Annotated in this window: 9 protein-coding genes and 1 tRNA gene; 6 read left to right on the top strand and 4 right to left on the bottom strand. The window is 39.3% G+C overall.

What is annotated here, in order from left to right; translation table 11 throughout:
* The first annotated feature begins 22 nt into the window (after positions 1–22).
* Together IQ236_RS10095 and IQ236_RS10090 are read left to right on the top strand one after the other, a co-directional pair.
* The gene (locus tag IQ236_RS10095) at positions 23–946 is read left to right on the top strand and encodes a TIGR04168 family protein (protein ID WP_456107204.1); all 924 of its coding nucleotides are present in this window, start codon (positions 23–25) and stop codon (positions 944–946) included.
* Between the two features lie 28 nt (positions 947–974).
* Positions 975–1,059 (top strand) — tRNA-Ser (locus IQ236_RS10090).
* A 38-nt stretch (positions 1,060–1,097) separates the two neighbouring features.
* Here the strand turns inward: IQ236_RS10090 and pta are convergent.
* On the bottom strand, positions 1,098–3,188 hold the full coding sequence (gene pta, locus IQ236_RS10085) for a phosphate acetyltransferase (protein WP_193869141.1): 2,091 nt from the start codon (positions 3,186–3,188) through the stop codon (positions 1,098–1,100).
* A 202-nt stretch (positions 3,189–3,390) separates the two neighbouring features.
* On the opposite strand from pta, the gene hemB reads away from it, so the two are divergent.
* Positions 3,391–4,395: a porphobilinogen synthase gene (gene hemB, locus IQ236_RS10080; protein WP_193869140.1), complete on the top strand. Its 1,005-nt coding sequence runs from the start codon at positions 3,391–3,393 to the stop codon at positions 4,393–4,395.
* Between the two features lie 414 nt (positions 4,396–4,809).
* Here the strand turns inward: hemB and IQ236_RS10075 are convergent, their stop codons facing one another.
* The 3 genes from IQ236_RS10075 to IQ236_RS10065 all read right to left on the bottom strand — a co-directional run bounded on the left by IQ236_RS10075 (position 4,810) and on the right by IQ236_RS10065 (position 8,876).
* A complete protein-coding gene (locus IQ236_RS10075) occupies positions 4,810–5,877 on the bottom strand; it encodes a hybrid sensor histidine kinase/response regulator (RefSeq protein ID WP_193869139.1) in 1,068 nt (355 codons plus the stop codon).
* A 226-nt stretch (positions 5,878–6,103) separates the two neighbouring features.
* The gene (locus IQ236_RS10070) at positions 6,104–6,538 is read right to left on the bottom strand and encodes a response regulator (protein WP_193869138.1); all 435 of its coding nucleotides are present in this window, start codon (positions 6,536–6,538) and stop codon (positions 6,104–6,106) included.
* 28 nt (positions 6,539–6,566) lie between these two features.
* The gene (locus tag IQ236_RS10065; RefSeq protein WP_193869137.1) at positions 6,567–8,876 is read right to left on the bottom strand and encodes an ATP-binding protein; all 2,310 of its coding nucleotides are present in this window, start codon (positions 8,874–8,876) and stop codon (positions 6,567–6,569) included.
* 453 nt (positions 8,877–9,329) lie between these two features.
* Between IQ236_RS10065 and IQ236_RS10060 the strand changes: the two genes are divergently transcribed.
* The 3 genes from IQ236_RS10060 to IQ236_RS10050 form a co-directional block, all read left to right on the top strand.
* Positions 9,330–10,061, top strand: coding sequence for an ATP-binding response regulator (locus IQ236_RS10060; RefSeq protein ID WP_190522145.1), 732 nt, complete (start codon positions 9,330–9,332; stop codon positions 10,059–10,061).
* A complete protein-coding gene (locus IQ236_RS10055) occupies positions 10,054–11,820 on the top strand; it encodes an EAL domain-containing response regulator (RefSeq protein ID WP_193869136.1) in 1,767 nt (588 codons plus the stop codon). Before IQ236_RS10060 ends, IQ236_RS10055 begins: the two co-directional genes overlap by 8 nt.
* 29 nt (positions 11,821–11,849) lie before the next feature.
* The coding region (locus IQ236_RS10050; RefSeq protein ID WP_193869135.1) for a hybrid sensor histidine kinase/response regulator at positions 11,850–12,928 on the top strand (1,079 nt) is incomplete at its 3' end.

Here is a 12,928-nt window from a genome sequence, read left to right as displayed (position 1 = left end):
AACCTTTAAAACCATAAGCGTTGTGAATACCAAACCCATTAAAATTGCTGTTGTCGGGGATGTTCATGATCAGTGGGAAAATGATGATGCCCTGGCTTTGAAGTCTTTGGAGATTGATTTAGTTCTATTGGTTGGGGATTTTGGCAATGAAGCGGTGGAGCTTGTCAAAACCATCGCTGCCTTAGAGATTCCCAAAGCAGTTGTCTTTGGCAACCATGACGCCTGGTATACCGCAACGGAATGGGGCCGGAAAAAATGCCCCTATAATCGTCAAACCGAAGATTGGGTGCAAGAACAACTAGATATTATGGGGGAAGATCATGTCGGTTACGGAAAACGGGACTTTCCCGATTTGCAGTTAACCGTTGTCGGCGGTCGTCCCTTTAGTTGGGGTGGCCCGGAATGGAAATATAGTGATTTTTACGAAGAACGATTTGGGGTAAATAATTTTGCAACTTCCGCCCAGCGCATGATTAAAGCGGTACAAGCGGCTCGTTTTGAGCGGATTCTGTTTTTAGGTCACAACGGCCCTACAGGGCTAGGAGAGGCAGCAGAAGCCCCCTGTGGCAAAGATTGGAACCCCCTCGGAGGAGATTATGGTGATCCTGATTTTGCCGAGGCCATCGCCCAAGCTCGAATATTGGGTAAAACCATTCCCTTAGTTGCTTTTGGTCATATGCACCATACCCTCCGTCATACCAAGACCCGTCTCCGTCAACGGTTAGTGACTAGCCCGGAAGGAACAGTTTATCTGAATGCCGCTTGCGTGAGTCGGATTCGAGAAACACCCCAAGGAAAACAACGGAATTTTTCCCTTGTGACCTTAGACTCCGAACAAGTCTCGGAGGTATCCTTAGTCTGGGTTGGTGAGGATTTTCAGGTGGTTGAGACGGAAATGCTCTATTCTTCTGCTCCACTCTTGGCACAATCTGCGTTTGTGCTATAATTGCTTTTTAGCTCATGGATGAGCAATTGGAGAGGTGGCAGAGTGGTCGATCGCGCCTGACTTGAAATCAGGTGAGCCGCAAGGTTCCGTGGGTTCAAATCCCACCCTCTCCGTTCTTTTAGTGTGATTGGGGGCAGGTTTTTCGCTCAACTTAATTGATTCCCTGAGCTTGAATCGCCGTAATCGCAACGGTATTCACAATATCAGGAATCGTACAGCCTCGACTTAAATCATTCACGGGTTTATTTAACCCTTGTAAAACCGGGCCAATGGCAATCGCATCCGCCGACCGTTGTACAGCTTTGTAAGTATTATTTCCGGTGTTTAAATCGGGGAAAATAAACACCGTTGCGTGTCCGGCGACTTCACTTCCTGGAAGTTTTGTTTTAGCCACATCTTCATCAACCGCCGCATCATATTGAATTGGGCCTTCTATTTTTAAATCGGGGCGTAATTGACGGGCTAGAATTGTGGCTTCTCGCACTTTATCCACATCTTCTCCTTGACCGGATTCTCCTGTCGAATAGGATAACATAGCCACTAAGGGTTCCACCCCAAATTGTTGAGCGGTTAAGGCAGAACTAATAGCAATATCTGCTAATTGTTGAGGATTAGGATTAGGATTAACCGCACAATCTCCATAGACTAAAACCCGGTCTTCTAAACACATTAAAAACACACTGGAAACAATGGAACATCCGGGTTGAGTTTTAATAAATTCTAAGGCGGGACGGATGGTATGTCCAGTGGTATGAACCGCCCCGGATACCATGCCATCTGCCATGCCTTTATAAACCATCATTGTACCAAAATAGCTAACATCGTGCATCACATCTCGTGCACAATCTTCCGTAATGCCTTTATGTTTTCGGAGTTGATAATAGGTTTGAGCATAGTCTTGATACCATTCGGAAGTCATGGGATTAACAAGATTAACGCCCTCGAGTTTTAAGCCAAAGGACGTTGCTTTTTCTCGAATTTCATTGGGATTTCCTAATAAAGTAATTTCGGCGACACCCCGCCTTAATAAAATTTCACTGGCTTTTAAAATCCGTTCTTCTGTGCCTTCGGGTAATACAATATGTTGACGTTGTTTTTTAGCTCGTGCAATTAATTCATACTCGAACATAATGGGAGTAATGCGCGAAGACCGAGACAATGAAATCTGTTTTTCGATTTTAGACGTATCAATATAATTTTCAAACCCTCCTAACGCAGATGCGATTTTTCGCTCGTTATCGGGCGTAATTTTTGAGTGAACCTGATTAATTTTTGTGGCGGTATTGTAGGTATCGTTTTCAACTGCTAAAATGGGAATTGTCCATTTTTTAAAGCCTTTAATCAGTTTATGGAGGGAGGGCGCAAGTTCTAAGCCTCCGGTTAAAATAATTCCGGCAATATTGGGATAATTTTCTGAAAAAGTGGAAGCTAAACACGCTAAAATAATATCAGCGCGATCGCCTGGGGTAATGATTAAACTGCCTTCTCGAATATGATATAAGAAATTGGGAACGTGCATGGCTGCCACTTTAAACGATATCACTTCTTGTTTTAATTGTTCAGGATCACCATGAACCAATCGAGCTTCAACGGCGGTGGCAATTTCTCCAACGGTTGGTTTCCCTAAGTCTTCGATTTCGGGTAAGAAAAACACCGGATCATCATAAGACCAAATATGTTCAAGTTGATCAGCAACGGATTGAAATTGTTCTAAGGGAATGCGATTAACCATCGTTGCAACTAAGCTACACCCTTGTTCTATAAAGGCTTCTCGTTCACTTTTGACACTGCTAATCAGTTCTTTTATCGTTTTTCCTTGTCCATTAGCCACTAATAAAATAGGGGCAGATAATTGATTAGCAATTTCAGCATTAAGGTTAAATTCAAAGGCGGAAATAATATCAGTAAAATCCGTTCCTTCACAGATAATAAAATCACATTGAGATTCTAAAATTTTATATTTTTCAATAATGCGTTTGAGAATTTCTTCAAGTTGTCCTTCCGCAACTAACGTCCGGGTTTCTTCATGGGTGACTCCATAATAAGCTTCATAGGGAAACTCTAAATGATAGCGGCTGGAAATCAGTTCAATATCATTATCGGGTTGGGTTCCCGCATGAATCATAGGACGGAAAAATCCTAACCGTCGAATGCGTTTGGAGAGTAATTCCATGATACCTAACAGAATCAAGGATTTACCACTATTGGGTTCAATGGCACTAATATATAAATTGTTAATCATAAGTTAAAAATCGGTTAACGTCAGATTTTTTCTCCCTCTATTTAATTCTAGGCTGATTTTTCAGATCGGTTGTGACTCTTGGCAAAGTTGGGCTTTTTTTTAAAATCGTTACATTTATTAACAATTGGGCCTGATTGACAACTCACCCCAATGGGATAATAAATGATTGGTCTTTAGTAAAATTTTTTATTGATTGCTTCTCATGCCATCCCAATCTCATAGAAATTCCTTAAATCTGGTTCAACGTCCTCGCCGTCTCCGCCGCACCGATGCTCTGCGCCGCATGGTTCAGGAAACCCACCTTACGGTGAATGACTTAATTTATCCTCTGTTTGTTATGGAGGGGGAAAACCAAAAAGTTGAGGTTTCTTCCATGCCGGGAAGTTACCGCTATACCTTAGATTTACTTTTAAAAGAAGTCAATGAAGCTTGGGAATTAGGTATTCCCGCCATTGCCTTATTTCCCTTGGTCGCTGAAGAAAAAAAAGATAACGCTGGAACAGAAAGTTATAACCCGGATGGCTTAATTCAACGCACGGTGCGGGCGATTAAACAGGCTATTCCTGAAATGATGATCATTACGGATATTGCGCTTGATCCGTTTTCGAGTAAAGGTCATGATGGAATTGTTAGCGATGAGGGAGAAATTCTCAATGATGAAACCGTTGAAGTTTTAGTTAAACAAGCTCTGTCCCATGCGGAAGCGGGGGCTGATATTGTGGCGCCGTCGGATATGATGGATGGTCGCATTGGGGCGATTCGTCAAGGGTTAGATGAAGCGGGATATATTGAAGTTGGGATTTTAGCTTATACGGCTAAATATGCCTCCGCCTATTATGGCCCTTTCCGGGATGCCTTGGATTCGGCTCCTAAATTTGGCGATAAGAAAACCTATCAAATGAACCCAGCTAACTCCAGAGAAGCGTTAACGGAATTGGCTTTGGATGAATGCGAAGGCGCTGATATTGTCATGGTGAAACCTGCTTTAGCGTATTTGGATATTATTCATTTGCTGCGGTCAGCAACGGATCTTCCCGTAGCCGCCTATAACGTCAGTGGGGAATATGCCATGATTAAAGCCGCTGGACAAATGGGTTGGATTGATGAGAAAAAAGTCATGTTAGAAACCTTAACCAGTATTAAACGGGCTGGGGCTGATTTAATTCTCACCTATTTTGCTAAGGAAGTGGCTCTGATTTTACGTTAAGAAAGATTAAAATAAGGCGGGTTTTGAATTTTTACCCGCCTCTACCTTAAACTATCAACGGGGAAAACCGCAGACTCGGAAAAATATAAAGATTATTAATAGATATTTAGATTTTATTTTAATATTTAAAACAATTCTCTGAAAAGTCGATTTTTTATTGAAAATAATTTGCAAAAAGTTGACGGATTTATAGGGGTTCTGGTATACTAGAAAAAAGGGTATTCAAGGGGTTATTGTGTCTATTGGCAAAAATGCAGTCTACAAGCCCCTTGTTGTCGTCAATACTGTATTAAAAATCACCCAGATTTCGTTTAGCGATGCACGGATTTTGGCAAGAGAATATTAAGTCGAGGCTAGGTATCTTGACAAAATTCCTGTTTTGTGCATTGATGTCCCTATTCCCTGTTCCCTATTTTAGATTACGACAGTAAAAATAGACCCTTGAGGATTGTTATTTTCAATAGAAATTGTCCCTCCGTGAGCTTCAACGGCTAATTTACAAAACGCTAAACCTAATCCAATTTGAGGAATTCCTTTGCGAAAAGTTCCGATATCGTATTTCTCAAAAATCCGTTGTCGGCTTTCTTCGCTAATCCCAGAACCGCAATCAATGACCTGAATTTTCAGCATTGCGTCCGGGGGATAACTGATTCGTAAAGTAACTTGACTTCCTCCGGGAGAAAATTTAATAGCATTCGATAATAAATTATCAATCACTCGTTGTAAAATCACCGGATCAACAGATATGTGTCTCCCGGCTTCGGGAAACTCATACAATAACTTGATCTGACGATAAGCCACAATTGCTTCAAAATCCGTCACCACTGCATGACCGATTTCAGATAGATCAACCTGATCATACTCCAAAACGAATTCATCCGTTTGAACTTTAGCTATAATTAATAAACTATTGACTAAGGAAACCATGCGTTTACTTAGTCGTAAAATATCCTCAACCTTTTGAAGTTGTTTAGGTTGTAACGGGGAAAGTTTGAGAAGTTCACAACTAAATAAAACCCCAGCCAAAGGATTATTCAAATCATGAATAATCATATTGGATAAATCCTCTCTCGCTTGAAGTAACGCTTGTAATTCATCATATTGCTGCTTCATTCTTAACATAGAGCGAACTCGCGCACGCAATTCTATCCCATTCACCGGTTTACTAATAAAATCATCGGCGCCGGCATCGAAGCAAAGTGCTAAATCTTCTTTGGCTGTTAAAGCCGTAACCATAATAATCGGAAGATGACGCCAAAGGGGATTTTTTTTGATCTGATGACAAAGTTCAATTCCATCTAACTGTGGCATCATCACATCTAATAAAATCAAATCGGGTAATTTGACCGATAAATAGTCTAAAGCTTCAGTGCTGCTCCTGGCAAAACTTAGATGATACGCTTCTTTATATAATAGAAATTCGATGACACGGAAATTGTCTGGCTCATCATCCACTATCAGCACGGAAGGAAGTGAAGCCATTGTTAACTCCTTTGACAAGATTCTGATCAGAAAGTTTGTATCGTTTCTAATAACTGTACAATTTGAGGTATGGAAATATCCATTAAAATCAAGTACGGTCATTGCTCTTGTGTTATTTTAAGCACGTCTAAACTATTTTTAGCAAGCACAACTTTATAACCCTTGCTATCCCAATAGTCTGATACAAATTTAGATGGGTACATAACCAAATTTTGGAATTAAAGTTTCAGCGCAGCAGAGAAACTTCTAGCCAATAATGAAGAAAATGCTTGATTGTCTGTTTGAATTCATCTATACTTACAGGTTTTAACAGATAACTGTTAGCTCCATATAGATAGCAGGTTTCTATATCTTTAGGGTTAGAAGATGAGGTTAGGACAATAATCGGGATACTTTTGAGTATTATATCTTGTTTTACCTGATAAATCACCTCCCGACCATCAGTTCCCGGTAAATTCAGATCCAGAAGAATTAAATCGGGAACAGGTGCGAAATCGAGATTAGAATAATGATCTTGATGATACAAATAAGCTAACGCATCCTCTCCATCCATAACCCGATAAATCGGATTAGAATAGGATAACTGTCGCATTACCCGTTTGAATGCGGTGAAGTCTTCATCACTATCCTCAACTACTAATATCGTTCTTTGACGTTGCATTCACTGTCCTCAGTTTCTTTCTAATAATTTATTCTAAAAAATAAGGAAGTGTAAAATAAAAGGTTGTTCCTTCCTGGGGAATAGAATTGAGCCAAATCGTTCCCCCATGTCGTTCAATAATTGTTTTAACAATTGTTAATCCTGCTCCCGTTCCCCCTCCATATTGAGTCCGTGCATGAAGGCGTTTAAAAATCCTGAAAATAGTATCATGATGCTTTGGAGGAATTCCAATCCCATTATCCCGAATATACAACGTTAAAAGAGGTTGAGTTTCTTCATGGATCATAGGTTCTGGATCTAAATAGCCAATTTCGACAGACTTGATTAACTGATTATTATATTTTAATCCATTACTGATTAAATTTGTCAAGACTTCTTGAATTAAAATTTTATCTCCTCGAATCAAGGGTAAAGGTCGAGGAATGACAATATTGATTGTATCGGCTGCATAACTCATTTTAAATAGGTCTACAATGCTAGGGATTAACTTATTCAAATCCAACGGATTCAGGTTTAATTCCTGTCGCCCCAGGCGAGAAAAATGTAAAAGAGAATTGATTAAATCCTCCATCCGTTTCGTCAGATCAACTAAGGTTTGCAGTTTAGAAACTCCATCCTCATCGAGAACTTGACCATAATCTTCTAATAAAAAGGTAGAATAATTATGAATTCCCCGCAAGGGCTCTTTTAAATCATGGGAAGCAATATAAACAAAGGCATCTAACTCACTATTCGTGCGTTGTAATTCTAAATTTATCGCAGCCAGTTCCTCAGCTTTCTGTAAAATAATACTAACTAATGCACTTCTGACTTCTAGGGCGGCTTCGATTTCAAAAGGTTGCCAAGGTAAGGACTTTCCCTGAACCGTTTCTTGCCACAGAGCAAAGGATTTACGCGGAAAAATGGTTAAACTGCCATCTTCTTCAATTCGTTTCGGCTTATCAGGATTTCCGGCCCAGTTCACATATTGTAATTGTTCAGGACGAAACCATAAAATAAAATTTCGTTTGATTTTGGTGATGGAAATTGCCAGTAAACCACTCGCAACCGCCTGAAAATTTGCCGCCGGAGGGTACACCATTGAGAGGGAATCTGTCACAAACGTATGATTGTTAAATTGATCAGATAACCACAAAATCAAGGGTTCTAGCTGTGCAATAGAAGGGGTTTTTCCGAGGGGAATTAAATGCTCATCTTGAACAAAAACTGCCCCTTCTGCTGCCATTAATTTTAGCAAATCTTCTTGATTTTGGAGTAAAGCATCCATAACCGTTTCTGCCTGAACCATAATATCTGTAAATTTTGCTTGTAAAGATTTTAGGGATAGTTTGTAATCTAAATTTTCATTTTCTACCTTAGTGGGTAATTCTAAAGACATCGCTTGTCCCAAAAATTCACACACCGTTCTGATGCTATAGGAAATAAATTTAGGGCTGTAATGATGACAGGCAATTAATCCCCAGAGTTGATTATTGTTAACAAGTGAAATAGACAGGGATGCTGCCACCCCCATATTCTTTAAATATTCTCGATGAATGGGAGAGACACTCCTCAACACACTAAAGCTTAAATCGAGGGGTTCTGTTGCTGTATCCGATGGCATAGAAATAATAGGAACAGGTTGATAATTAATATCAGGAATTAATCGCAATCCATTGACAATATAGAGTTGTTTTGCTTGTTTAGGAATATCAGAATCAGGATAATGTAATCCCAGATAAGGTTCTAAATCCTCTCGCTTTTCTTCGGCAATGACCGTTCCTGAACCATCGGGAGAAAACCGATAAATCATGACTCGATCAAACCCCGCAATTTTTCGGATGTGTTGGATTAAAACTTCACAAATTTCAGCAAGAGTTGTTGTTTTTTGCAGTTTCAAAAATACCTTTTTAGTCAATTCATAAAAATTAAAAAAGTTAGGCGGTTCTTTTTCACTTGTTGGTTCTAATTCTAAAATCAAATAATTTTGAGGAGAACAGTGAATCATCCCTTGGAATCTTTTAATATCTTGATTAATGTGCACCTGAAGTTGTACCGGATTAACCTGATCAAAGGTTTCTTCTAAACACTCTTGCAGGGCACAAAGTTGCTCTGAGGCAAATAGAAAAGATAGGGGTTGTCCTAAACATTGTTCGGGTGGAATCCCTAAATAAACCTCTGTATTATTACTAACTTGAAGAATATTGAGGTCGGGATTGGATAACACAAACAAAATTCCATGAGATTGAATTGTGCCCGGAAGATGAATAAGCTCTCGATCACAGTTGTTTAAACTTAAAGGTTCAGGAAAAAGTTCAAATGGTGTCGTCGATGGTAAGTTAAAGTTATGGGAATTCAAGGAATAGGCCTCCTCAAGTTGTAGTATTATCAGTAATTATACAGTTGATTAAAACCGAACTCTTCGTTAAAGATCTATTTTAGATGTCGGTACTGATTAAGATATGTTAAATCTGATTTTCAATCAAGGGTTGATCAACAGGTTAGCGATGCAGCGAAACGTGCTATAATCGGACTGGAGATTTTTCAGGATGCCCAACAATTCATTTTAAAGCCCAAGCTTAAGAAATTGGAATTCCTGAAACCCCAAAAAAATATTTAACAAATTTTATTGCAGTTCAAATGCAGGAAATATTTCCGGCGCTGGACTCGGTTGATTAAGCATTAAACCCTTTTTAAAAGCTGATCGTGCCTTTTTAAAAGCTCATCGGGGCAGTATTTTGATCGAAACCATCCGCGGAGCAGAAACACAATTTACCATCAAATTATTCCTGGAGGGAAATCAATAAATTTTATGAATAAAGTTTTGATTATTGAAGATGAAGATACCATTCGAGAAAATATAATGGAGTTACTTTTATCCGAAGAATTCCAAGTTTTAGATGCGGCTCAAGGTCAATTAGGGATTAAGTTAGCTTCAGAGTATCAACCCAACTTAATTCTCTGTGATATTATCATGCCGGATATTGATGGGTATACTGTTCTCACCGAGATGCAAAAACAACCCCTTCTCGCCAATATTCCATTTATTTTTATGACCGCTAAAGCTGAACGCAGGGATTTGCGGTTAGGAATGGAATTAGGGGCGGATGACTACATCACAAAACCCTTTACACCGATAGAACTTTTGAGTACCATTCGCGCCCGATTAAAAAAACAACAACAGTATTTATTCCAATATGCGGAGGAACGAGAACGTGCCAATCAACTTAAACAGAAAGTTTCTGAACTTGAGCAACTCAGCAAAACCCAGGAAGAACTGTTAACGCGGCTATCAGAAGAACTGAGTAACCCGATGTCTAATATTAGTTTAGCAGTTCAAATGTTAAACTTATTATCAACCCAAGCCAATCAAGTACCTGATTTAGCGTTAAAACAACAACGTTACTTAAAAATTCTCCAAGAAGAATGTGCGCGGGAAGTGAGTATCCTCAATCAGATTTCAGACTTAAAAACGATATTAACCCCAGAAAATATTAAATTCATTCGCAAACTCAATGTATTACAGAGAAACAACTATGACTAAAATTCTTGTGATTGAAGATGAAGATTTAATTCGAGATAATATTGTAGAACTTCTCGAATCTGAAGACTTTGAAGTTTTCAATGCCGAAGACGGTAAAATCGGGGTGCAACTGGCGAGTCAACATCAACCCGATTTAATTTTGTGTGATGTGATGATGCCAGAACTCGACGGTTATGGGGTTCTCCTCAAGTTACAAGAAAACCCCCTGACAGCGACCATTCCCTTCATTTTCTTAACAGCAAAAGCTGATTTAGGAGACCTGCGGAAAGGAATGCAGCTTGGGGCTGATGATTATTTGACTAAACCCTGTACCGCCACAGAATTACTCAAAGCGATTGTGATTCGTTTAGAAAAACACACGATATTAAAAGAGCGTTATACTAGCGAATTAAAAGTAGCTGAAGCTAAACTCAATCAATTCATTTATCAAGATAGTACCACAAGTTTACCCAACCGTTTATCTTTGTTGGAATATTTCCAACAAATGCTGCATCAATTAGCATCCTTATCGGGGACAGATGAAAATTGGAAGTACCAAGGCATGATTCCCGTCCTCTGTTTAGGGGTAGATCGATTTAGCCGAATTAATGATCTTTTTGACTATGAAAGCGGAGATTTACTGTTAAAAGAGGTAGGAGAACGGCTCAGAAAGAGTTTATCTGCTGAAAATATTATTACCCATCTCAATGCCGATCAATTTGCAATTTTACTAGCCCCAACTTTAGATAAAAAACTGCTTAAAACCACCCTAGAAGGATTACAAAAAATCATTTCTAAACCCTTTGTTTTAATGAACCGGGAAGTCTTCATCACCATTAGCACTGGAATTGCACTCTATCCCCAAGACGGTCGGGAGATTCAACAACTGCTGCGGGCGGCCAAACAAGCCATGAATGAAGTCAAGCAACAAGGAGGAAATCACTATACCTTTTATACCCCTACCTGTGATCATGAACTCTCAGAACGGATTGATTTAGAAGTCGCCCTGCGCTATGCTTTAGAAAGGGAAGAATTTCAACTTTACTATCAACCGCAAGTCAGTTTAAAAACAGGAAACATTGTCGGGGCAGAAGCATTACTGCGCTGGAAACATCCCCAACAAGGAATGATTTCCCCGATGAAATTTATTCCGATTGCGGAAGAAACGGGTTTAATTGAACCGATTGGAGAATGGGTTTTATATCAAGCTTGTAAAGATAGTAAAGCATGGCGCTCTCAAGGTTTAGGCTGTTTACGGGTAGCCGTTAACTTATCGGGTCGTCAATTCCGAACGGCTAACTTGCGCCAAAAATTAGTGCAAGTTTTACTCAACACCGGCTGTGAACCGGATTATTTAGAATTAGAATTAACCGAAAGTTTGTTAATTCGAGATGCGGAATTATCCATCCAACAATTGCAAGCTTTAAAAGCCCTGGGTTTAAAAATAGCCATTGATGATTTTGGGACAGGATATTCTTCTCTCAACTATCTGCAAAAGTTTCCGTTTGATGTACTGAAAATCGATCAATGCTTCGTTCGGAATCTCCATAATAATAAAATCAATGCAGCGATTACCCAATCTTTAATTTCAATGGCGCATCTTTTAAATTTAAAAGTGATTGCTGAAGGAGTTGAAACCCAAGAAGAGTTAGATCTCTTGAATGAGTTTAATTGTAATGAAATTCAGGGATATTTATTCAGTCGTCCTCTCAATTTAGAAGAGTTTCAAGCCTTAGTTAAAAGCGGACGAAAATTAAAACTTTCTCAACCGAATCCCTAACATTAATTAGAATCATTGAGGACATTAAAATGACCAAGATATTAGTGATTGAGAATGAAGAATCCATCCGAGAAAATATCGTAGAACTTTTAGAAATAGAAGAGTTTGAAACCTTATCCGCCGAGAATGGAAAAATCGGTTTAGCAATTGCCCAAAGCACTCATCCCGATTTAATCTTATGTGATGTGATGATGCCAGAACTCGATGGCTATGGGGTAATAGAAGCATTGCGGAAAGAACCAGAAACCATGATGATTCCGTTTATTTTCCTAACCGCAAAAGCTGATAAATTGGATTTAAGGAAAGGAATGGAATTAGGGGCTGATGATTATTTAACTAAACCTTTTACCCCCTCGGAATTGTTAAAAGCAATTTCGACTCGACTGGAAAAACAAGCGGTTGTTCAAAAAGTCTCTCAACAACAATTACAGGAACTTCGCAGCAATATTACCCATTCTCTTCCCCATGAATTAAGAACCCCTCTGAATGGAATTCTCGCTTCAACGGAATTTCTACTCCATGAATTAGACTTTATGGATACCCAGGAAATTCGGGAAATGGTCGAGCAGATTTCTTTATCCGGTCAACGCTTATATCGGTTGATCATGAATTTTCTCCTCTATGCTGAATTAGAACTGATTGCCACCGAACCCAAACGAATTGCTGCCTTACGTCAGTATAAAACGGCATCTTCCAAAGACGCCATTACTGAACAAGTCATGAGTCAGGTTCAAGAAGCAAAACGGGAGGCAGATTTATCTCTGAATTTGCAAGATGTTCCCATTGCTATGGCAGAAATGAGGTTGAAAAAACTGGTGGAAGAATTAGTTGATAATGCCTTAAAGTTTTCCAATCCAGGAGAACCGATTGAAATTAATGGATGTGTTAAAGACCGTCAATTTGTTTTATCGGTTAAAAATACTGGACGAGAAATGAATCCTCAACAAATTGCTCAAATTGGTGCCCATATGCAGTTTGAACGCAAACTCTATGAACAACAAGGCTCCGGCTTAGGATTAGCCATCGTCCAAAAACTCATCGAACTCCACCAAGGTCAACTGCTCATAGAAACTCCTACCCCCAACCAAACCCTCGTGACTCTTTATGT

Origin of the sequence: Planktothrix mougeotii LEGE 06226 (assembly GCF_015207485.1) — a bacterium.
Taxonomy (GTDB): domain Bacteria; phylum Cyanobacteriota; class Cyanobacteriia; order Cyanobacteriales; family Microcoleaceae; genus Planktothrix.
Note: the sequence above shows the minus strand (reverse complement) of the source record. Positions and strands in the feature narration are given on the sequence as shown.

Bases quoted from the DNA above. Each gene is read 5' to 3' on its own strand.
- hemB (WP_193869140.1), top strand. From the start codon at position 3,391: ATGCCATCCCAATCTCATAGAAATTCCTTAAATCTGGTTCAACGTCCT.
- IQ236_RS10060 (WP_190522145.1), top strand. From the start codon at position 9,330: ATGAATAAAGTTTTGATTATTGAAGATGAAGATACCATTCGAGAAAAT.
- IQ236_RS10070 (WP_193869138.1), bottom strand. From the start codon at position 6,538: ATGCAACGTCAAAGAACGATATTAGTAGTTGAGGATAGTGATGAAGAC.
- IQ236_RS10055 (WP_193869136.1), top strand. From the start codon at position 10,054: ATGACTAAAATTCTTGTGATTGAAGATGAAGATTTAATTCGAGATAAT.
- pta (WP_193869141.1), bottom strand. From the start codon at position 3,188: ATGATTAACAATTTATATATTAGTGCCATTGAACCCAATAGTGGTAAA.
- IQ236_RS10075 (WP_193869139.1), bottom strand. From the start codon at position 5,877: ATGGCTTCACTTCCTTCCGTGCTGATAGTGGATGATGAGCCAGACAAT.